Genomic DNA, 21,137 nt, shown 5'->3' with positions numbered 1-21,137 from the left:
ATTGAAGTCGTCGCACAATCCGGCACAATGGTTCGCTGCGTCCAACGGCTGATCGCCGTGCACGGGCGCCGACGATCTCTCATCTCCGACTTCGAACAAGGATCACGAACGCCGTGGCAGTGAAGCTCCGCCTGATGCGGATGGGCAAGAAGAAGCAACCGACCTACCGGGTGGTGGCAGCCGACGCGCGTTCGCCGCGCGACGGGCGGTTCATCGAGATCGTCGGGTTCTACGATCCGCGCCGTGACCCGTCGGTGGTCAAGATCGACAACGACAAGGCGTTGCGCTGGTTGCGCGACGGTGCGAAGCCCACCGAGCGGGTCGAGAAGTTGTTGAAGATCTCCGGTGCCTGGGAGGAGTTCAGTGGCGAACCGCCCCCGCCGGCCGTGACCCGCATCGCTGACGCCGCTTCGGATGCCGCGGAGGCTGTCGCCGACAAGGTCACCGATGCCGCGGAGGTCGTGGCCGACAAGGTCGCCGACGTCGCCGACGCCGTGGCTGACAAGGCCGAGGACGTGGCCGAGGCTGTTGCGGATGTCGCTGCGACGGCTGCGGACAGCGTCGCTGACGCCGCAGAAGAGGTCGCTGATTCCACGGACGACGCCGCTGAGGCAACCGACACCAGCGACGAGGGTGCCGATACCCCCGCCGACGACACAGACGATTCGAAGGAGACCGCGTGAGCAACGACATCGGTGCAGCAGAGGCCGTACTCGATCTGATCGTGCGCTCCATCGTCGACGATCCCGACGCCGTCGACATCGAGGCCAGCGAGAACGAGAACGCGCTCCGTCTGGATGTGCGCGTCGGTGACGGCGACATGGGGCGCGTCATCGGCAAGCGTGGCCGCATGGCCAACGCCATCCGCACCGTCGTGGCCGCTGCCGCTGCCACCGACGGCGAAGAAGAGGTCGAGGTCGAGTTCATCGACCAGTGAGGCCGTGTCGCCCGTGAACACCCCGGGTGACGACAACGTGATGCTCGAGGTCGGGACCGTGACCCGGGCTCACGGACTGCGCGGTGAGGTCGTGGTGCAACTCGTCACGGATCGCCTCGAACGCGTTCAGCCCGGATCGGTCCTCACGGTGGCGGGCCGCGAACTCGAAGTCGTCGGCTCGCGTCGCGACAAGAACCGGTGGCTCGTGCGGTTCGCAGGTGTCTCCGACCGGGATGCCGCCGAGGGTCTGCGGGGGCCGGTGACCGCGCCCGCCCTGGACGACCCCGATGTCCTCTGGGCCCACGACCTGATCGGGCTTCGCATCCTCGAGGGCGGAGTCGACCGCGGTGAGGTCGTCGCACTCCAGGAGAACCCGGCGAGTGATCTGATCGTGTCCGACTCGGGTGTTCTCGTGCCCCTGCGATTCGTGACCGAGGTATCGGACGGTGCGGTGAGTGTGGAGGTCCCGCCCGGGCTCTTCGAGCTGGGTGACGATGATGACACCGGCGAACCCGCCGGGGACGATGGCGGGTCCTGAGACCGTGCGCATCGACGTGCTCACCATCTTTCCCCGCCTGGTCGACGACTTCGCATCCGAGAGTCTGATCGGCAAGGCACGGGCCGCGGGGTTGCTCGACGTCCGTGTCCACGACCTGCGTGCGGCCACCCATGATGTGCACCGCTCCGTGGACGACACGCCCTTCGGCGGGGGGCCGGGCATGGTGCTGACCGCGCCACCCATATTCGAAACGGTCGAGGCCGTCGAACCGCCCCGGCCTCTGATCCTGCTGTCACCGTCGGGTCGGCGTTTCGATCAGGCCGAGGCGCGTCGCCTCGCGTCCCTCGGTGGGTTCACGATGCTGTGTGGCCGCTACGAGGGCGTCGACGAGCGGGTCCGCACGGCTCTCGTCGACGAGGAGTTGTCCGTCGGGGATTTCGTGGTGTCGGGGGGCGAGGTGGCGGCGCTCGTCGTCCTGGAGGCCGTCGGTCGGCTCGTACCGGGGGTCATGGGCAACGTCGGGTCGGCGACCGAGGAGTCTTTCAGCGACGACCTGCTCGAGTATCCGCAGTACACGCGGCCCGCCGAGTACCGCGACATGGTGGTCCCGGAGGTCCTGCGCTCGGGTGACCATGGACGGATCGCACGCTGGCGCAGGGCCCAGGCTCTGCGCCAGACGATGCGACGCCGACCGGACCTGATCGAACGGCGCGGAGGCCTGACCGACGCCGAACAGACGCTGCTCGACACCGAACTCGACGGGTGAGCGCCGTCGCCCACCGTCGAGTCGAGACGGAAGTGGGCGTCACTGATTGGTGTCCGCACCGCAGGCCCGTATCATTGTCGGGCCGTACGGTCCCGTCCGGACCGACCGCTCCGAGGAGCTCTGCGATGAACCCCACCGACCTGGTCGACAAGGCCAACCTGCGCGACGACATCCCCGAGTTCGCGCCCGGCGACACCGTGCGCGTCCACGTACGTGTGGTCGAGGGAAACCGCGAGCGCGTCCAGGTGTTCGAGGGTGCTGTCATCGCCCGCCAGGGCTCCGGCGTGCGTGAGACCTTCACAGTCCGCAAGGTGAGCTTCGGTGTCGGCGTCGAGCGCACCTTCCCGGTCCACTCGCCCATCATCGCCATGATCGAACGGGTGGTCCGCGGCGATGTCCGCCGGGCGAAGCTCTACTACCAGCGTGACCGCATCGGTAAGCGCGCGAAGATCAAGGAGAAGCGGGACCGCTGATCCCCCGACGGTCGCCCCGCCGGTGGACCGTCACACCCTCGATCTAGCGTCGTGGCGTGTCCCACTCCCGATCACAGCGAAGGCCTCTCCGGTGACCGCTGGTCGCCGCCGAACCGGCTGTCACGGTGAGGACCGGGCCGCAGCGTGGTACAGCGAGAACGGTTTCACCGTCGTCGCCCGCAACTGGCGCTGCGATGTGGGCGAGATCGACGTCATCGTGCGGCGCGGCCCGCTCCTGGTCGTGGCAGAGGTCAAGACCCGCACCTCGGACCGCTTCGGCCATCCGGCTGAGGCCGTCGATCACCGCAAGCAGCGGCGGCTGCGGCGTCTGGCGGCCCGCTGGCTCGCCGAGTCCGGCGAATGGTTCGAGGAACTCCGCTTCGACGTCGTGGCGGTCACTCCGCGCACGGTCGAGGTGATACCGGCGGCTTTCTGATCCTGCGCCGGCTCGTCGTTACGACAGCGGCCGCCGCCGGGTCCTGCGCTGCCAGCAGCCGTGGTGCCAGTGTCGACGCAGATCGGGAGCCTCGGGAGGGACGGCCACGACGTGCCCGGTCCCGGGACCGATGTCGCGGTTGCACCCCGGACAGAGGTACGTCTTCGTCGCCTCGTACGGCTGGACGCGGCGCGGCTCGGCATCGGCCCAGAGGGCGTCGACGGGATCCATCTCAGCCGAAGAGTGCCCAGGCGACGAGGGCGACCGCCACGAGGATCCCGGCCACGACGAAGACGACGTCGAATCGGGTGCGTTGGTGGCGGCGCGTCGGATCGAATCCCACGGTGGCCAGTATCGCCGGTCCGCCGTGGGTATCGTCGGGTACGTGCGAGACCCCCTTGTGAAGAGCCGCAGTTCGCGCGCCACCAGACGTTGGCGGCCGGTTGCGATCATGGCCCCCGTCGTGTTCACGGTCGCTGCGCTGACTGCCGCATGCGGTGCTTCCGAGCCCCCCGAGATCCCGCTCACCAACGACGGACAGGCCGACCCCGTCCTCGTCGAGGGCGCCGAGGTCTACAGCGCCCGGTGCGCCGCGTGCCACGGCGACGACGGCGGTGGTGGGCGCGGTTCCAAACTCGCCGACGGTCGCATGGTCGAGGTCTATCCCGACGTGGCCGACCAGCTCGAGGTCGTCAACGCCGGCCGCCGTGCCATGCCGCGCTTCGACGACAAGTTGACCCCCGCCGAGATCGAGGCCGTCGTCAGATACACCCGCGAGGTCCTCTGACCGGCGTATTCGGGCGCCGGTGCAGGGTTCCGGGGCTTCTCTGGCGAGGGTGTCCGTGCCGGGCCCTTTCGCCTGTCACTGTGCAGGGCTAGGTTCCTTCTCACCGGATGGGGTCGCCCATCTGGTTTCGAGCTTCCCCCACGTTCCACCTTCTGGTTCGAGGAGAAGCTCCCGTGCTCGCCACCGTTCCCGCCGCCACCCTCCATGGCGTCACCGGCCGTCCCGTCGTCGTCGAGGTCCATGTCGCATCGGGCCTTCCGTCGTTCCACATCGTCGGCCTGCCGGATGCCTCCTGTCGCGAGGCCCGTGACCGGGTACGCGCGGCGATTGCCTCGTGCGAGTTGCCCTGGCCCCAACGTCGGATCACGGTGAACCTGGCGCCGTCCACGTTGCGCAAGGAAGGTGCGGGACTGGACCTCGCCATCGCGGTGGGGATCCTGGCGGCGACGGGTGAGATCCCGGCCGAAGCCGTCGCCGATGCTGCGTTCGTGGCTGAACTCGGTCTCGACGGAGCGCTCCGACGCGTCCGGGGAACGCTGAGTCTCGTCGACGCGGTGGACCGTCCCCGGGTCGTTGTCGCCCCGGACGCCGTTGCCGAGGCGGCCCTGGTGGGCCGCCACGAGGTGTTGACCGTGCGGGACCTCGGCGGGGTGGTGCGTTGCCTGCGGGGCGACGCTCCGTGGGCCGACCCCCCGGAGCCGGCTCCGGTCCCGTCGCCGGAGGACCTACCGGACCTCGCTGACGTCCGCGGGCAGGAACTGGCGCGGCGGGCGCTGGAGATCGCCGCCGCCGGCGGACATCACATCTTGATGGTCGGTCCCCCCGGGGCCGGCAAGACCATGCTGGCGCGGCGACTGCCCGGGCTGTTGCCGCCGCTCGACCGGGAGGTCGCCCTCGCCGCCACGAGGGTCCACTCGGCATCCGGGCTTACGCTGCCGGCCGGTGGACTCGTGACGATGCCGCCGCTACGGGCACCGCACCACTCGGCGTCGATGGTGGCGCTGGTCGGTGGCGGAGCCGGCGCGATGCGCCCCGGAGAGGTCTCCGCAGCACATGGGGGCGTTCTGTTCCTCGACGAGTTGGGCGAGTTCTCGCCGGTGGTCCTCGACGCACTACGGCAACCTCTGTCGGAGGGCGTCATCCGGGTGAGCCGTGCCAATGGCCGCGCGACCTACCCCGCCCGTTTCCTGCTGGTGGCCGCTATGAACCCGTGCCCCTGCGGTGAAGGCTCGGCCCCGGGGGCGTGTCGCTGCTCGGAGGTCGCCCGGTCGCGCTACGTCCGGCGCCTCTCAGGCCCGCTTCTCGACCGCTTCGACCTGCGAGTGGCCGTGGGGCGCCCGTCGCCGGAGGACCTGCTGCGAGGCGGCCCGGGCGAGTCCTCGTCCACTGTGCGTCAGCGGGTCCGCGCTGCACGCGAGCGCGCCGCGCAACGTGGAGTCAGCGTCAACTCGCTTCTCGACGGTGACCAACTCCTGCGGTGTGCGCCCTTCGACCGGGCGGCGACGACGGTGGTCGAGCGCCGACTCGCGGCCGGGGGCCTCAGTGCACGGGGACTCGTGCGCATCCGCCGTCTGGCGCTGACCCTCGCGGACCTGGCTGGTGTGGAACCGCCGTTGTCGGAACAACAGGTCATCATGGCCCTGACACTGAGATCGGACCCCTTCGGCGTCGCATCGGCGGGGGCTGCGTGAGGTGGGCGCCGACATGGGTGCCTGTCCCGACGACGACGAGGTCGCCGCGGCCCTCCTCGCAGGCCTGCCCGGGATCGGCCCGGCCCGACTGGCGCGCCTCCTGGAGGGTCCGCCTCCGGGTGCGGTGCTGGCCTCGTTGGTGGAGCGGCGGCCCATCGTCGGGCACGAGCCCGGGTTGGTACAACGGTGGCGCGACGCTCTCGACCGCGTCGACCCGGGGGACATTCGGGAGGCGCTCGAGGCCGGCCCCTATCGGGTCGCCTGGCGCGGCGCGCAGCGCTATCCACGACGCCTCCACGGCGACCCCGAGCCTCCCGGTGTGCTGTTCTTCGCGGGACGGGAACTCGGCGAGGGTCCCCGTGTCGCAATCGTGGGGACGCGGCGGTGCACACGCTACGGGTTGGACGTGGCCCGCGAGCTCGGACGGTCGCTGAGCGTCGCCGGGGTTTCGGTCGTCTCCGGCCTGGCTCGCGGCATCGACGCGGCTGCTCACGCGGGGAGCCTCGACGTCGGGGGAACGGCGCCCGTCGCCGTGGTCGGTAGCGGGGTGGACACGGTCTACCCGACCTCGAATCGCGAACTCTGGGCGCGCGTCGCGAGCGCCGGGACCATCGTGAGCGAATCGCCGCTCGGTGCGACGCCGAAACGGTGGCGGTTCCCGGCTCGCAACAGGCTGATAGCGGGTCTCGCAGATGCGGTCGTGGTCGTGGAGTCCCGCGAGCGGGGAGGGTCGATGTCGACGGTCGAGGCGGCGTTGCGTCGAGGCGTCGACGTCTTCGCCGTCCCCGGTCCCGTGCGTTCCGCGGCATCGGCGGGAACGAACCGGTTGATCGCGGACGGGGCTGCTCCCTTGTGTGACGTGGGTGACGTCCTCCTCGCGATCGGCCTCGACCCGGTGCGTCACGCGTCGCTGGCGGCATCGTCACGTGCGCCGGCGGGCGACGAGAAGGCAGTGCTCGACGCCGTCGGTTGGGCGCCTGTCACCGTCGACATGGTCGCCCGGGCGGCGCAGATCGACCTCGAAGATGCCGCGGTGATCGTGGAGCGGCTGGTGGTCACCGGGCGCCTCACCCGCACGGGCCAGTGGATCGAACAGGTGGCGGGCCCATGAGTCGAACGCCTCTGCGATACCGGCCAGGCCGGGGTGGCACCGGTACCGTGTATCTCCGTGGCTTGGTCGGTCGAGGATTTCGCAGCGTCGTTGACGTCGGTGGCTCCGTCGACCGCGGCCGTGTACAGCCGCGACGCACGGGATTTCTCACAGTGGGCCGACGAGTTCGTCGCCGGTGGGCCCGACGCGGTGGACCGAGCCGTGATTCGTCGGTACCTGGCGCACCTGGCGGCCCGGGACTACGCCCGAGCCACCGTCGCCCGGAAGGTCTCCGTGCTGCGTCGCTACTTCGACTGGCGACGACGGACGGGGCGCAGCGGGGTGGATCCGACGGTGGGGGTGTCCGCTCCCACGGGACACCGACGGTTGCCCGAGGTTCTCGACGGGCCTTCGCTGGGCGCGCTGTTGGACGCCAGCCGGCCGGGTCTGGCCGACGAACCGGAGCACCGTCGTCGCCGCGACGACGCCGTGGTGGAACTCCTGTACGGGTCCGGTCTGCGCGTCAGCGAACTGTGCGGAATCCGCCGGGGCGACGTGGACCTGACCCGGAGTCGGGTGATCGTGACGGGGAAGGGCGCGAAACAGCGCTACGTACCGCTCTCAGATCCCGCCTCGGCGGCGGTCGGCGAGCACCTGGAGACCACGACGGGTGGGCTTGGCGACCCGCTGTTCCACAACGAGCGCTCGAAGCCGCTCACCCCCCGCGACGTGCGGCGGATACTCGACCGGCGGGCCGTGCGCCCGACTCACCCCCACGCGCTGCGGCACACCTTCGCCACGCACCTTCTCGATGGTGGGGCAGACCTGCGGTCGGTCCAGGAGTTGCTCGGGCACTCGAGCCTCACGAGCACCCAGATCTACACACATGTCAGCCGGGAGCGTCTGCGGACCGTCCTGGAGAACGCCCACCCGAGGGCCTGACCGCCCATGATCGAACCATCGCTCGAGTCGATCTGGAAGGACTTCCTGGACGGGGACTCGCCCACGGCGCGGGACCGGCTGATCGTGAACTACGCGCCGCTCGTCAAGTACGTGGCCGGGCGGGTCGGCGCAGGTCTTCCCAACAACGTCGAGCACGCGGATCTCGTGAGCTACGGGATGTTCGGCCTGATCGACGCGATCTCCCGTTTCGATCCGGGTCGGGGATACAAGTTCGAGACCTTCGCCATCCCCCGGATCAAGGGGGCCATCCTCGACGAGTTGAGGGCGATGGACTGGGTGCCCCGGTCGGTCCGGGCCCGGGCCCGGTCGGTGGAGAAGGCGATCGCGGAGTTCGAGTCCGAGCACGGCCGTTCACCCGAGGACGAGGAGGTCGCGGCGGCCATGGCGATCAGCGTCGAGGAGTTCCACCGGCTCCTGTCCGACGTGTCGCTCGCCGGGATCAACGCGCTCGACGAGACGCTGGGTGGCGAGCGTGGGGACTCGGTGACCCTCGGCGACACGGTCGCGGATTCCGGTCCCGGCCCGGTCGGCCAGTTCGAGGTCCAGGAGATGCGCCACATCCTGGCGGAGTCCATCAACAGGCTGAGCGAACGCGAGAAGATCGTCCTGACGCTCTACTACTACGAGGGCATGACCCTCGCGGAGATCGGCGAGGTGCTCGGCGTGACCGAGAGCCGGGTGTGTCAGATCCACACGAAGGCCGTCCTGCACATGAGGTCGCGTCTGAGCGCCGCGGACCGCGGCTGACGCCAGGGCCCTCGGTGGGGGTCACCGCAGCGCTTCTCGCGGTGCTCGTCGCGGTACTGGCGGTCGTGCTCGCCGCTCCGGCTTCGGCCGGACACGCCCGGGGAGCGATGGCTTCACCGGACGAAACCGTGGATCGCGTCGTGTACCAACCACCGGTGGATGCGGCGGTGGTCGACCCCTTCCGTGCCCCTCTGCACTTCGCAGGGCCGGGGAACCGTGGCCTGGAGTACAGCCCCGCCCCGGGGACGGGGGTGGGGGCCGTTGCGGACGGCCGCGTCGTGTTCGCAGGGCCCGTGGGTGGCGATCTCCATGTGACGGTTCTCCATGCGGACGGCGTACGGACGTCGTACTCGTTCGTCGCGCGGATCCTCGTCTCCACGGGTGACGTCGTGTCGCGCGGGGAGGCCATCGCCGTGTCGGGGTCCGTGCTGCACCTGGGCGCACGCGTCGGCGACGACTACATCGACCCGGCGTCGTTGTTCGAGCGGACCCGGGCCCGCCTGGTGGGAGTCGGTTCCGCTCCGGCGCGGCCCGGGCCGGAACCGGGGGGCTCCGTCGTCCGAACCGCGGGACCCGCGGCATGGCCGGACGCGGCCGTCACCGCCGTGGTGCAGGTCCGCGAGCTGTTCAGGCGGTGGGGGGACCTCCTCCCGACGTGGTCCCGGTAGTATCGGGGGCCGTGCCCGGGACGTCCGGGCGCACCACGACAGATCCTCTCCGGTCCCACCCACGGTCGCCTCACGGCGCGGGACGCGGAGTCCGCCCAACCGATGGGGAGAAGAAACCATGGCTCCGGTCGTCACTATGCGCCAGCTGCTCGAGGCAGGCGTCCACTTCGGTCATCAGACCCGACGGTGGAACCCGAAGATGCGCCGCTACATCCACGGCGAGCGCGCCGGGATCTACATCATCGATCTCAAGCAGACCCTCGGACACATCGAGAACGCGTACACGTTCGTGCGCGACATGACCGCCGAAGGCGGCACGCTGCTGTTCGTCGGCACCAAGAAGCAGGCCCAGGACCCGGTTCAGTCCTTCGCCGAGCGCTGTGGGATGCCCCACGTGAGCCATCGCTGGCTCGGCGGCATGCTCACGAACTTCCAGACCATCTCGCGCCGGGTCGGCAAGATGGCTGAGTACCAGCGCATGCGTGATTCGGGTGAGCTCGCCGCGATGCCCAAGAAGGAAGCTCTGTTGATCAGCCGCGAGCTCGAGAAGCTCGAGCGGAACCTCGGCGGCATCCGCAACATGACCGGGCTGCCCCAGGCCATCTTCGTGCTCGACACCAAGAAGGAGCACATCGCCGTCACCGAGGCGAACAAGCTCGGCATCCCCATCATCGCCGTGGTGGACACCAACTGTGACCCCGACGTCGTCAAGTTCGTGATCGCCGGCAACGACGACGCCATCCGGTCGGGCCAGCTGATGTGTCGCATCATGAGCGATGCGGTCATCGAGGGCCGCTACGTGAAGTCCCGTCGCGAGGACGCGGTCGAGCGCAGCGAGGCCGAGGAGGCCGAGGTCGCCCGTCAGCAGGCCGAGGCGCGTGCCGCGGCTGCCGCCCAGGCCGCCGAGCGCGAGGCACGTCTGGCTGCGCAGGCCACGGCTGAGGCCGCCCCCGAGGCGCCCACTGCCGCACCGCAGGCCGAGGCGCCCACTGCCGCACCACAGGCCGAGGCCGCCCCCGAGGCGCCCACTGCCGCACCACAGGCCGAGGCGACCCCCGAGGCGAGTGACGCCGCGGGCGAAGCTTCTTCCTGACCCGGTCGACGACGACCAATCGACGAATGAAGACGACGATGCACAAGGAGTCGGCGACAGATGGCTGACATCAGCGCCAAGGACGTGAAGGCTCTCCGTGACGCCACGGGTGCCGGGATGATGGACGCCAAGAAGGCGCTCACCGAGGCCGGCGGCGACATGGATGCCGCGAAGGACATCTTGAAGACCAAGGGTCTGGCCAAGGCCGCGACCCGTGCCGACAGGGAGAACGCCGAAGGAGCGATCGCCGTCCTCTCCGACGGGTCGACCGCGGCGCTCGTGCAGCTGCGGTGCGAGACCGACTTCTCCGCCAAGGCGGAGGACTTCGTGGCACTGGTCGACCGGATCGCCGACGCCGTGCTGGCCGAGGGCGAGGACGCCGCGGCTGGTTTCGCCGACGACATCGATGAGCTGAAGCTGTCGAAGAAAGAGAACATCGAGCTGGGTCGGGTCGTGCGCGTCGTGGCCGCCGACGGTGCGCTCCTCGACACGTATCTGCACCTGCAGGACGGCCGCGGGGTGAACGGCGTCATCGTCGAGGGAACGGGCGTCGACGCGGACACCCTGCACCAGGTGGCTCTGCACGTGGCGTTCGCCAAGCCGCAGTTCCTCAGCAGCGACGAGGTGCCGGCCGAGGAGGTCGAGCGCGAGCGTGCGTCGGCTCTCGAGATCACCAAGGCCGAGGGCAAGCCCGAGCAGGCCTGGGACAAGATCGTCGACGGTCGCCTCAAGGGCTGGCTGAAGGAGCGGGTTCTGCTCGAGCAGGGTCTGCACGGCGACAAGATCACCGTCGCTGAGACCATCGGGTCGGGAACCATCGCCCGCTTCGTGCTGGCCTACGTCGGAGACTGACGCACGACTCCGGGGGATGCCCCGCTACCACGGCCGGCGAGGTGTAGCGTCGTCTCGACCATGAATCACTCCACAACCGGACCGCACGCGCCCGGAAAGACCAAACCGCGCTGGGGACGAATCGTCCTCAAGCTCTCGGGCGAGGCCTTCGCCGGAGACCAGGCCTACGGCATCGACGGGGCGATCGTCGCCGCACTCGCCCGTGAGATCCTCGACGTCCGTGAGGAGTTCGAGGTCGACATCGCCGTCGTCGTGGGTGGCGGGAACATCTGGCGGGGGATGTCGGGAGCGGGCGCCGGTATGGACCGCGCCCAGGCGGACTACATGGGAATGCTCGCCACCGTCATCAACGGGCTGGCCCTGCAGGACTGCCTCGAGCAGATCGGCCAGGACACCAGGGTCCAGACGGCGATCCACATGGCTCAGATCGCCGAGCCCTACATCCGCCGCCGGGCCATCCGCCACCTGGAGAAGGGTCGGGTCGTGATCTTCGCCGGAGGCACCGGAAACCCGTTCTTCACCACCGACACGACCGCTGCGCTGCGCGCGGTCGAGATCGAGGCGGACGCGCTGCTCAAGGGCACCCACGGGGGCACCGACGGCATCTACACCGACGACCCGAAGACCAACCCGGATGCCACGCTGCTGACCGAGTTGAGCTACATCGACGTCCTCAACCGGGGCCTTCGGGCGATGGACTCGACCGCCATCACCCTGTGCATGGACAACGACCTGCCCATCGTGATGTTCGACCTCATGTGCAGCGGCAACGTGCGGTCCATCCTCGCGGGCGACACCATCGGTACCCTGGTCCGCTGAAGGGACGGCGATGAGCGACGAGTTGATCCAGGTCATCCTCGACGAGGCCACCGAGCAGATGGCCAAGGCCGTCGAGCATGCGAAGCAGGAATTCGCGGGCATCCGGACCGGGCGCGCCACCTCGGCCCTGGTCGAGAAGCTGCCTGTCGAGTACTACGGCAGCGAGGTGCCGATGCAGCAGCTCGCCAGCTTCAGCGTGCCCGACGCCCGCCAGCTGGTGATCTCCCCGTTCGACAAGGGGGCGATCGAGGCGATCGAGCGGGCGATCCGCATCGCCGACCTGGGTCTGAGCCCCTCCAACGACGGCGTCGTGATGCGCCTGGTTTTCCCGCCACTCACGACCGAACGTCGCCGTGAATTCGTCCGTCTCGTCAAGTCGATGGCCGAGGACGGCAAGGTGAGTATCCGCAACGCCCGACGTTCGGGCCGACAGGACCTCGAGGAGTTGGACAAGGCCGGCGACGCGTCCTCCGACGACGTCCAGCGTGCGAGCAAGCGCCTGGACGACGTCACCCACTCCTACGAGGCACAGATCGACGAGTCGCTCGCGCACAAAGAGCGCGAGCTGCTCGAGGACTGAGGACACGTGGACCAGGACCGATTCGGACCCGATGACGAACCCGACGACGATGGGCTCCGGCTCATCGGCGGGGACGACGATCTGCCGCACTGGGGAGATCCCAGCGGGGCGTCGCCGACAGTCGGCGACGACAGTGACTCGTGGAACGCTCTGGGGAGCGCGCCGCGCTGGCGCGGCGCGGCGGGCGACTACGACGACGCCGATGACATCCGTCACCTCGCCGAGGTCCACGAGATGCCCACGGCCGGCTACGGCGACGACCTCGAGTTCGACCCGCCGATGTTGCCGCCCGACACCGACCACGACCCCGACGAGTTCGGCGCTGTCCCCGTGGTGCGACCCGGTGCGGGGCCACAGCCGACCGCGAGTGGCGCGCCGAGAGGTCGACGTGGTCCCGGCGGTGGCGCGCCCGGTGGCGGTGCCGGTGCCGGTGGCAGCGACCGCAACATCCCGATGGCGATCGCCACCGGTGTGGGTCTCGCGGTCGTCGCAGGGATCGTCCTGCTGATCGGCGAGGGACTCGCCGTCGCGTTCATCACGGTCCTGCTGGTCATGGCCGCCGCGGAGTTCTTCAACGCCGTGCGGAGGGTCAGCTACCACCCGGCCACACTCGTCGGGTTGGCGACCGTCGCGTCGCTGCCCGCAGCGGTGTACTGGCGCGGACCGGCCGCCTATCCGGTCGTGTTGTTCCTCGCGATGGTCGCCGCGGTGCTCTGGTACCTCATCGGCGTGAGCGACGAACGCCCTGTTCCCAATCTCGCCGTGACGTTCTTCGGCATCTTCTACATCGGCGTTCTCGGGTCGACCGCAGCGCTGTTGCTCAGCTACCCGAAGGGCTCAGGGATGCTGCTGGCGCCGATCATCGCCACGGCCGGCTACGACATCGGCGGATGGCTCGTCGGTCGCAGCGCCGGGCGTTCCCCGCTGTCGGCGGCGAGCCCGAACAAGACCGTCGAAGGGCTCGTGGGCGGCGCGATCACGGCCATCGCGCTGACCGTCGCGGTCGTGGGTCTGGGTGAGATCGATCCGTGGGGCGCCAACAACGGTTCGATGTCCGACGCCATCCTCCTCGGCATCGTGGTGGCCATCGTCGCCCCGATCGGGGATCTGGCCGAGTCGATGATCAAGCGGGACCTCGGCATCAAGGACATGGGCACGATCCTGCCGGGTCACGGCGGTCTGCTGGACCGCTTCGACTCCCTTCTGTTCGTGCTGCCGGCGGCCTTCTGCGCCGCACTCGTGCTCGACGTCGGTTTCTAGGCGCCGGGACCGCACACACCGGCCGGGCGCGAAGGCCGGTACGCCCTCGTGGCGCCTACGCTGATGGTTCCCCCGTACCTGCGAGAAACGACCCCTGCATGACCACGGTCGCGATCTGCGGATCCACCGGATCGATCGGCACCCAGACCCTCGATGTCATCGCCGCGTCCGACGGGGATCTCGAGGTCGTCGCCATCGGAGCGGCGCGGTCGGTCGATGTCCTCATCGAGCAGGCCGAGGCGCTGCGACCGAGAGTGGTGGCGATCGCCGACGAGAGTCGGGCAGCCGAACTCGAGGCGCGTGTCCCGGCCGGAACCGAGGTGTGGGCGGGGCCCGACGCGCTCGCCGCTGCGGCCCGGACCGCCGAGACGGTCGTGAACGGCGTGGTCGGTTTCGCCGGTCTTCCCGTCACTCTCGCGACCCTCGAGAACGGGGCCCGTCTCGCGCTCGCCAACAAGGAGTCGCTGATCGCGGCCGGTCCGGTCGTGCAGAGGGCACGCGAGACACCGGGTGCCGAACTCGTACCGGTCGATTCGGAGCACTGCGCGGTGCACCAGTGCCTGCGTGCCAATGAGACGCTCGACGACGGGGACCGCCTCGCGCAGCTCACCGAGATCGTGCTCACCGCCAGTGGGGGACCCTTCCGCGGTCGAACCCGCGCGGAACTCGCCGAGGTCACCATCGACGACGCGCTCGCGCATCCGACCTGGTCGATGGGGCCGAAGATCACTGTGGATTCGTCGACGCTGATGAACAAGGGGCTCGAGGTGATCGAGGCGAACGAACTGTTCGGTGTGGGTTATGACCGCATCGACGTCGTCGTCCACCCCCAGTCCGTCGTCCATTCCATGGTGACCTACCGCGACGGTGCCACGATCGCCCAACTGTCGATGCCCGACATGCGACTGTGCATCGCCTATGCGCTCGCCTACCCGGACCGCCTCGACGCTGCGTTCGGAACGATCGACTGGCGCGAGCTCTCCCGGCTGGACTTCGAGCCGCCCGACCTCGAGGCGTTCCCCTGCCTGCGCCTCGCCTACGAGGCCGGCCGTCTCGGTGAGACGGCCCCTGCGGCGCTGAGCGCGGCGAACGAGGTCGCCGTGGACGCGTTCCTCTCCGGACGGATCTCCTGGCTGGCCATCTCCGAGGTGATCGACGCCACACTCGAGCGGCACCCGGGAATGCCGGCCACCGATCTCGACGTTGTCCTGCACAGCGACGCCGAGGCGCGGCGGACCGCTGCCGACATCATCGAAGCGAGAGCCGCCGCATGACGACCTCCGATTCAGAACTCCAGCCGCCGGCCGAGCCGTCGGTGGCGCGGCGCCAGAAGCGGGTCGTCGAGTCGCGCCCGGAGCCCTCGGACCCCGACGAGGGCCGCCCCGGTGGGTTCATCGGGCTGTTCGCGCTGGTCGGCCTGCTCGTCCTTCTGGGTGTGTGGGGCGGCGTGCCGTTGCTGATCGTCGTGCTCGGCATCGTCGTGATGATCTTCCTGCACGAACTCGGGCACTATCTGACGGCCAAGTCCGCGGGGATGAAGGTCACCGAGTTCTTCCTGGGGTTCGGGCCGCGGTTGTGGTCGTTCCGCCGGGGCGAGACCGAGTACGGCATCAAGGCCATCCCGGCGGGTGCGTACGTGAAGATCATCGGGATGAACAACCTCGAGGAGGTCGATCCCGCCGACGAGGATCGCACCTACCGCCAGAAGCCCTACTGGCGCCGCCTCTCGGTCGCGGTGGCCGGTTCGGCGATGCACTTCCTGCTCGCCCTCGGCCTTCTGTGGGGGTTGTTCACGTTCGTCGGTTTCTACGAACTCGACGAGGAACCGGACTGGCAGGTCGCGTCGCTGACGGAGAACTCCTCGGCTGAGGACTTCGGGATCCTGCCCGGTGACGTCATCACCGAGATCGACGGAGTCCGGATCGACTCCTGGAACGACGTCGGAACCGTCATCCCCGACCTCGGCGGCGAGACCGTCACGATGACGGTGGTCCGTGACGGGGAGGTGCTGCGTCTCGACGGCACGATCGGCCGCCAGGGCGAGCGCACCGACCCCGATCGTCCACCGCCGCGGGTCGTCGACCCGGACGCCGGCTTCCTCGGCGTCGGCCGCGAACTCCTGCCCGCTCCCACCGTGGACCCGCTGACGGGTCTCGGGAAGTCCTTCGAGACCTTCGGTGACCTGACGGTCGAGTCGACCAAGGCGCTCGGTCGCTTCTTCTCGCCGGACGGACTCGGCTCGTTCTTCCGCAACGTCTTCGGTGTCGACGACGAGCCCACGCTGGTCTCGGGCGACGATCAGCCCGCCCTGTCGGGCGGTTCCAACTCCGGCGGCACGAGTGTCGACAGCGGTGACGACCGGGTGCTGTCCATCCTCGGCGCGGCGCGCCTCGGCGGGGACCTCGCCGACGAGGGGATCGAGGCGCTGCTGGCGTTCTTCGTCCTGTTGAACGTGTTCATCGGCCTGTTCAACCTGATCCCCGTGCTGCCGCTCGACGGCGGCCACGTCGTGATAGCGACCTACGAACGGATCCGGTCCCGCAACGGGGTGCGCTACCACGCGGACGTCGCGAAGATGCTGCCGATCGCGTACGCGGTCGTGTTCGTGTTGATCACCGTCGGGCTCGGCGCGATCTACCTCGACATCGTCGACCCGGTGAGCCTCTCGGGCTGATCTCTGTGCCCGGTCGGTTCCGCGGCCGCGAGGCGTCGGCGGGGTGGCTCCGCAGCGTGGGGGTGCCATGCTGGAGCCATGGACGTCGCAGCGACATTCGAACGCCGGAAGACCCGCCAGATCATGGTGGGCGACGTGCCCGTCGGCGGGGGTGCACCGGTCACGGTCCAGTCGATGACCACGACAAAGACGGCCGATGTCGAGGGAACCCTCGCTCAGATCTACGCCCTGGCCGCGGCCGGGGCCGACATCGTGCGCTGCACCTGCAACGAGATCGAGGCCGCCGAGGGGCTCGCGCGCATCGTGCCCCGTTCGCCGGTGCCGATCGTCGCCGACATCCACCACCAGTACAAGATGGCGCTCGCCGCGCTCGAGGCGGGTGTGGCGTGCCTGCGGCTCAACCCGGGCAACATCCGTCGACCCGAACACATCAAGACCGTCGCCAACGAGGCCCGTGACCGCGGTGTGCCCATCCGCATCGGTGTGAACGGCGGCTCGCTGCACCCCGATCTGTACGCGAAGTACGGCGACCGGGTCACGCCCGAGGCGATGGTCGAGTCCGCCATGACGGAGCTGGCCTACTTCGAGGAGGTCGATTTCGACCAGGTGAAGATCTCGGTGAAGGCGTCGAGCGTCCCGCTGATGATCGAGGCGTACCGTCAGCTGTCCGAGGCGACGGACCACCCGCTGCATCTCGGCGTGACCGAGGCCGGACCTCCGCCGGCGGGACTCATCAAGTCCACGGCGGGGATCGCGACTCTGCTGGCTGAGGGGATCGGCGACACGATCCGGTTCTCACTCACCGCGGATCCCGTGCAGGAGGCCCGGGCGGGTCGCACGCTGCTCGAGTCCTACGGGCTGCGTGAACGCAAGAACGTGGACCTCATCGCCTGTCCGAGCTGTGGCCGCGCCGAGATCGACGTCTACGCGGTGGCCGAGCAGGCCCAGGCGGCCTTCGGTGACCGTGAGATCCCGTTGCAGGTGGCGGTGATGGGCTGCGTCGTGAACGGCCCGGGTGAGGCCCGCGACGCCGACCTGGGTATCGCGGCGGGCAACAAGCGCGGCCATTTGTTCGTCAAGGGCCGCAACGTCGCGGTGGTTCCCGAGGACGAGATGGTCGACCAGCTCGTCGAGTGGGCCGTGTTCATCCACGAGAACGGCTTCGAGGCCGCCCTGGAGCGGGTGGACACGACGGTTGCCGCCCGTGAAGCCGAGCGGGACCGCGCCGCGCTCATCGACTCCCAGGGCGACGACGTGAACGAGTCCGAGGCACGGGTGGACCTCATCCGCAAGGGAACCTGATCCCGCTCGCGTCCGGGCGGGCGGCTGATCGCTAGCCTGCGGGGCCATGGCCAAATCCGTACTCGCATCGCCCACCGAGGACTTCCCCCGGTGGTACCAGGACGTCATCGCCAAGGCGGAGCTCGCCGACAACGGCCCTGTGCGCGGGACGATGGTGATCCGGCCCTACGGGTACTCGCTGTGGGAGCGGATGCAGGCCGAGGTGGACCGGCGCATCAAGGACGCCGGCGCCGAGAACGCGTACTTCCCGCTGTTCATCCCGGAGTCCTTCCTGGCGAAGGAGGCCGAACACGTCGAGGGCTTCAGCCCCGAACTCGCCGTGGTCACCCACGGTGGCGGCAAGGAACTCGATGAACCGGTCGTCGTGCGTCCGACGTCGGAGACGATCATCAACGCGTTCTTCTCGAAGTGGGTGGACAGCTACCGGGACCTGCCCCTGCTCGTCAACCAGTGGGCCAACGTCGTGCGTTGGGAGATGCGGCCGCGGGTGTTCCTGCGCACGACGGAGTTCCTCTGGCAGGAGGGTCACACCGCCCATGCGACCAGGGTCGATGCGAAGGCCTACACGTTGCAGATCCTGCGCGACGTCTACGAGGACTTCATGACCGAGGTGCTCGCCATCCCGGTCCTGCCGGGGCTCAAGACGGCGGCCGAACGCTTTCCCGGAGCCATCAACAGCTACACCGTCGAGGCGATGATGGGGGATGGCAAGGCCCTGCAGATGGGCACGAGCCACGAGCTCGGTCAGAACTTCTCGCAGATGTTCGACATCACGTTCCTCGACGACACGGGGGAGCGCCGCCACGTCTGGCAGACGTCGTGGGGGGTGTCGACCCGGATGGTCGGTGGACTGATCATGGCCCACGGCGACGAGCGGGGGCTGCGTGTCCCACCGCGCCTCGCGCCCATCCAGGCGGTCGTGCTTCTCATCCGTGACGAGGACGGTGCCGGTGACGTCGCCCGGGCGCTCGTCGCCGACCTGGAGGCCGCCGGGGTCCGCGCACGCCTCGACGACCGCGACACCTCGTTCGGACGGCGCGCGACGGACTGGGAACTCAAGGGTGTGCCGGTGCGCATCGAGGTCGGGCCCCGTGATCTCGCGTCCGGCGAGGTCACGCTCGTGCGTCGCGACCGCGCGGAGAAGTCCCAGGTGGGTACCGAGGGCGTGGTCGCGATGGTGCCCGGCCTGCTCGAGGAGATCCAGGCGGCGCTGTTGAACGAGGCGCTGACGCGCCGCGACGCGGCGACTGTGGACGCTGCGGGCCCCGCCGACGCGGTGGATGCGGCTGCTGAGGGCTTTGTCCGGATCGGATGGTCGCAGTGCGGGCCCGAGGGTGAGGCCGCGATGGCCGCCGAAGGCGTGACCGTGCGCTGCCTGCAGAGAGCCGACGGTTCGCTGCCCGACGAGGTCGACGAAGAGGGCCTCGTCGCCATCTGCGCCCGCGCGTACTGACCGCGCCGAGCCGATCGGCGGCTCTGAGATCGTGGCCGCCGCGGTATAGTCAATTGGCTGTCGAGCGCCCCGGGCGTGTCGAAGATGGCGTGGGCTCTGCCCACGCCATTCGTTTTCGGGCTCTCGGCGCCGCCGGGAGTACGACACACGAGGGAGTGCGAGATGGGAGTCGAGGAGCGGGTGCGCGAACTCGTCGCGCCGCTACTCGACGACCTCGGACTCGAGCTCTTCGACGTGGTCTGGGGCGGAGGACGCCTCGTCGTCAGCGTCGATGCCGAGGGTGGCATCGACTCGGGCCAGCTCACCACCGCCACCCGAACCGTCTCCGCGGAGCTCGACGCCGCCGACCCCGTGCCGGGCCGGTACACCCTCGAGGTCTCGAGCCCCGGCCTGGAACGAACGCTGCGGCACCCCGAGCACTTCGCCCGTGCGGTCGGTTCGGAGGTGTCGGTCAAGCTCCGCCATGAGCGTGACGGACGCCGCCGCATCCGGGGCGTACTGACCGGCTCGGATGCTCAGACGATCACGGTGCTGACCGACGAGGGCGAACCCGTCGAGATCGACATCGCCGACATGACGAAGGCCCGCACGGTCTTCGATTGGAACGCCGGGGGCGGCGATTCGCGCCGCACGCCACCGGGTCGGAAGCCCAGCGCTTCCGACGGATCCGCCGGCGCGACGACTGGAGGCTCGAAGCGATGAACCCCGACATGATGGAGGCGCTGCAGGCGCTCGCCGCCGACAAGGGAATCTCCGTCGACACCCTGTTCGCCGCTCTCGCTGATGCGCTCGAGTCCGCCTACAAGCGGATGCCGGGCGCCTACGAGTATGCGTGGGTGACCATCGACCCCGACTCGATGGACATACGTGTCATCGCCCAGGAGATCGACGAGGACGGTGAGCCCGTCGGCGACGAGATAGACGTGACGCCCGACAACTTCGGCCGGATCGCCGCGCAGACGGCCCGCCAGGTGATGACCCAGCGCATCCGCGAGGCCGAGCGGGAGCTCAAGTACGAGGAGTACGCGGGGCGCGAGGGCGACATCGTCACCGGCATCATCCAACAGACCGATTCTCGCTACACCCTGTTGGACCTCGGCCGGGTGGAGGCACTGCTGCCCCAGGCCGAGCAGGTCCCCTACGAGCGGCCCGACCCGAACACGCGCCTCAAGGCCTACATCGTCGAGGTCCGCAAGACGGCCAAGGGCCCCCAGATCGTCGTCAGCCGCACCCACCCGGGCCTGATCAAGCGCCTGTTCGAGCTCGAGGTCCCCGAGATCGCGGACGGCGTCGTCGAGATCAAGGCGTGCGCGCGTGAGCCCGGCCACCGCACCAAGATCGCCGTGTGGTCCAACGACCCCAACGTGGACCCCGTGGGCGCGTGCGTCGGCGCACGCGGCTCGCGTGTCCGCATGGTCGTGAACGAGTTGCGGGGCGAGAAGATCGACATCGTTCCGTTCGCGGACGATCCCGTCGAGTTCGTCATGAAGGCGCTGTCGCCGGCGAAGGTGAAGGACGTCCTCATCGACATGGAGACCGGCACGGCCGACGTCATCGTGCCCGACTACCAGCTGTCGCTCGCGATCGGCAAGGAGGGCCAGAACGCCCGCCTCGCCGCCCGCCTCACGGGTTGGCGGGTGGACATCAAGTCCGAGACCCAGCTCGCCGAGGAGCAGTCCGGCGCCGTCGACACCGACGTGGACTGGGCCGAGGGTGAGTGGATCGTGGACCCCGAGACCGGCGAGCAGGTCTGGAAGCCCGCCGAGGGCGGCCCGGCGCTCTCCGCCGACGAGTGGACGGCGGCTGCGGTCGAAGAGGCCACCAACGAGGCCGTCGACGTGGCCGTCGACGCCGCCGAGTCCGGGGAGTCCGACGAGGCCGCTGACGCTGCTGACGCCGAGTCCGCGGAGTCCGACGATGCGGCTGACGCCGCTGACGCCGAGTCCGGGGAGTCCGACGACCGGGCCGACGCCGCCACCGACGACACAGCCGAGGGCGGGGACGACCCCGAGTCCCCCTAGGCTGAATGCTGCGCTGCGGACGAGGT

Annotated in this window: 24 protein-coding genes; 23 read left to right on the top strand and 1 reads right to left on the bottom strand. The window is 69.4% G+C overall.

The genetic code is table 11. From position 1 onward, the window contains the following. Positions 1 to 113 precede the first annotated feature (113 nt). The 6 genes from rpsP to RIE08_01340 all read left to right on the top strand — a co-directional run bounded on the left by rpsP (position 114) and on the right by RIE08_01340 (position 3,111). Entirely contained in the window at positions 114 to 683 is a 570-nt protein-coding gene (rpsP, locus tag RIE08_01365; protein MEQ8716234.1) for a 30S ribosomal protein S16, read from the top strand. Further along, entirely contained in the window at positions 680 to 937 is a 258-nt protein-coding gene (locus tag RIE08_01360; GenBank protein ID MEQ8716233.1) for a KH domain-containing protein, read from the top strand. The genes rpsP and RIE08_01360 overlap by 4 nt, the downstream gene beginning before the upstream one ends. Before the next feature lie 13 nt (positions 938 to 950). Then, a complete protein-coding gene (locus RIE08_01355; protein MEQ8716232.1) occupies positions 951 to 1,475 on the top strand; it encodes a hypothetical protein in 525 nt (174 codons plus the stop codon). Then, entirely contained in the window at positions 1,435 to 2,202 is a 768-nt protein-coding gene (trmD, locus tag RIE08_01350; protein MEQ8716231.1) for a tRNA (guanosine(37)-N1)-methyltransferase TrmD, read from the top strand. The genes RIE08_01355 and trmD overlap by 41 nt, the downstream gene beginning before the upstream one ends. A gap of 125 nt (positions 2,203 to 2,327) precedes the next feature. Further along, positions 2,328 to 2,675: a 50S ribosomal protein L19 gene (rplS, locus tag RIE08_01345; GenBank protein ID MEQ8716230.1), complete on the top strand. Its 348-nt coding sequence runs from the start codon at positions 2,328 to 2,330 to the stop codon at positions 2,673 to 2,675. A gap of 91 nt (positions 2,676 to 2,766) precedes the next feature. Further along, entirely contained in the window at positions 2,767 to 3,111 is a 345-nt protein-coding gene (locus tag RIE08_01340) for a YraN family protein (GenBank protein ID MEQ8716229.1), read from the top strand. An 18-nt stretch (positions 3,112 to 3,129) separates the two neighbouring features. On the opposite strand, the gene RIE08_01335 is transcribed toward RIE08_01340, so the two are convergent. After that, positions 3,130 to 3,342 carry a hypothetical protein gene (locus RIE08_01335; GenBank protein MEQ8716228.1) on the bottom strand — a complete coding sequence of 71 codons (213 nt, stop codon included), beginning with the start codon at positions 3,340 to 3,342 and terminating at the stop codon, positions 3,130 to 3,132. Between the two features lie 154 nt (positions 3,343 to 3,496). On the opposite strand from RIE08_01335, the gene RIE08_01330 reads away from it, so the two are divergent. The 17 genes from RIE08_01330 (at position 3,497) to nusA (ending at position 21,111) form a co-directional block, all read left to right on the top strand. Next, entirely contained in the window at positions 3,497 to 3,898 is a 402-nt protein-coding gene (locus RIE08_01330) for a c-type cytochrome (GenBank protein MEQ8716227.1), read from the top strand. Positions 3,899 to 4,071: 173 nt separating this feature from the next. Further along, positions 4,072 to 5,589: a YifB family Mg chelatase-like AAA ATPase gene (locus RIE08_01325; protein ID MEQ8716226.1), complete on the top strand. Its 1,518-nt coding sequence runs from the start codon at positions 4,072 to 4,074 to the stop codon at positions 5,587 to 5,589. A gap of 13 nt (positions 5,590 to 5,602) precedes the next feature. Continuing rightward, positions 5,603 to 6,700, top strand: coding sequence for a DNA-processing protein DprA (gene dprA, locus RIE08_01320; GenBank protein ID MEQ8716225.1), 1,098 nt, complete (start codon positions 5,603 to 5,605; stop codon positions 6,698 to 6,700). A gap of 57 nt (positions 6,701 to 6,757) precedes the next feature. Beyond that, positions 6,758 to 7,621 (top strand): tyrosine-type recombinase/integrase, encoded by an 864-nt coding sequence (locus tag RIE08_01315; GenBank protein MEQ8716224.1) that lies wholly within the window; start codon positions 6,758 to 6,760, stop codon positions 7,619 to 7,621. 6 nt (positions 7,622 to 7,627) lie between these two features. Further along, positions 7,628 to 8,389, top strand: a complete 762-nt coding sequence (locus tag RIE08_01310; protein ID MEQ8716223.1) for a FliA/WhiG family RNA polymerase sigma factor — start codon at positions 7,628 to 7,630, stop codon at positions 8,387 to 8,389. A 14-nt stretch (positions 8,390 to 8,403) separates the two neighbouring features. Then, positions 8,404 to 9,057 carry a M23 family metallopeptidase gene (locus tag RIE08_01305; protein ID MEQ8716222.1) on the top strand — a complete coding sequence of 218 codons (654 nt, stop codon included), beginning with the start codon at positions 8,404 to 8,406 and terminating at the stop codon, positions 9,055 to 9,057. 118 nt (positions 9,058 to 9,175) lie between these two features. Continuing rightward, positions 9,176 to 10,150 carry a 30S ribosomal protein S2 gene (gene rpsB, locus RIE08_01300; protein ID MEQ8716221.1) on the top strand — a complete coding sequence of 325 codons (975 nt, stop codon included), beginning with the start codon at positions 9,176 to 9,178 and terminating at the stop codon, positions 10,148 to 10,150. A gap of 60 nt (positions 10,151 to 10,210) precedes the next feature. Further along, on the top strand, positions 10,211 to 11,002 hold the full coding sequence (gene tsf / locus RIE08_01295) for a translation elongation factor Ts (protein ID MEQ8716220.1): 792 nt from the start codon (positions 10,211 to 10,213) through the stop codon (positions 11,000 to 11,002). Positions 11,003 to 11,062: 60 nt separating this feature from the next. Next, a complete protein-coding gene (gene pyrH / locus RIE08_01290) occupies positions 11,063 to 11,821 on the top strand; it encodes a UMP kinase (GenBank protein ID MEQ8716219.1) in 759 nt (252 codons plus the stop codon). A gap of 10 nt (positions 11,822 to 11,831) precedes the next feature. Further along, positions 11,832 to 12,401, top strand: coding sequence for a ribosome recycling factor (gene frr, locus RIE08_01285; protein MEQ8716218.1), 570 nt, complete (start codon positions 11,832 to 11,834; stop codon positions 12,399 to 12,401). 6 nt (positions 12,402 to 12,407) lie between these two features. Further along, complete coding sequence (locus RIE08_01280; GenBank protein ID MEQ8716217.1) at positions 12,408 to 13,661, top strand: phosphatidate cytidylyltransferase; 1,254 nt, start codon at positions 12,408 to 12,410, stop codon at positions 13,659 to 13,661. Positions 13,662 to 13,759: 98 nt separating this feature from the next. Then, positions 13,760 to 14,935, top strand: coding sequence for a 1-deoxy-D-xylulose-5-phosphate reductoisomerase (gene dxr, locus RIE08_01275; protein MEQ8716216.1), 1,176 nt, complete (start codon positions 13,760 to 13,762; stop codon positions 14,933 to 14,935). Further along, positions 14,932 to 16,335 carry a M50 family metallopeptidase gene (locus tag RIE08_01270; GenBank protein MEQ8716215.1) on the top strand — a complete coding sequence of 468 codons (1,404 nt, stop codon included), beginning with the start codon at positions 14,932 to 14,934 and terminating at the stop codon, positions 16,333 to 16,335. The genes dxr and RIE08_01270 overlap by 4 nt, the downstream gene beginning before the upstream one ends. A 78-nt stretch (positions 16,336 to 16,413) precedes the next feature. Beyond that, positions 16,414 to 17,637, top strand: coding sequence for a flavodoxin-dependent (E)-4-hydroxy-3-methylbut-2-enyl-diphosphate synthase (gene ispG, locus RIE08_01265; GenBank protein ID MEQ8716214.1), 1,224 nt, complete (start codon positions 16,414 to 16,416; stop codon positions 17,635 to 17,637). Between the two features lie 46 nt (positions 17,638 to 17,683). After that, a complete protein-coding gene (gene proS, locus RIE08_01260) occupies positions 17,684 to 19,090 on the top strand; it encodes a proline--tRNA ligase (GenBank protein ID MEQ8716213.1) in 1,407 nt (468 codons plus the stop codon). A 162-nt stretch (positions 19,091 to 19,252) separates the two neighbouring features. Further along, positions 19,253 to 19,792 carry a ribosome maturation factor RimP gene (locus tag RIE08_01255; protein ID MEQ8716212.1) on the top strand — a complete coding sequence of 180 codons (540 nt, stop codon included), beginning with the start codon at positions 19,253 to 19,255 and terminating at the stop codon, positions 19,790 to 19,792. After that, complete coding sequence (nusA, locus tag RIE08_01250) at positions 19,789 to 21,111, top strand: transcription termination factor NusA (GenBank protein MEQ8716211.1); 1,323 nt, start codon at positions 19,789 to 19,791, stop codon at positions 21,109 to 21,111. The genes RIE08_01255 and nusA overlap by 4 nt, the downstream gene beginning before the upstream one ends. Positions 21,112 to 21,137 lie beyond the last annotated feature (26 nt).

The sequence above is a fragment of the Acidimicrobiales bacterium genome (genome assembly GCA_040219085.1).
GTDB lineage: Bacteria > Actinomycetota > Acidimicrobiia > Acidimicrobiales > JAVJTC01 > JAVJTC01.
Note: the sequence above shows the minus strand (reverse complement) of the source record. Positions and strands in the feature narration are given on the sequence as shown.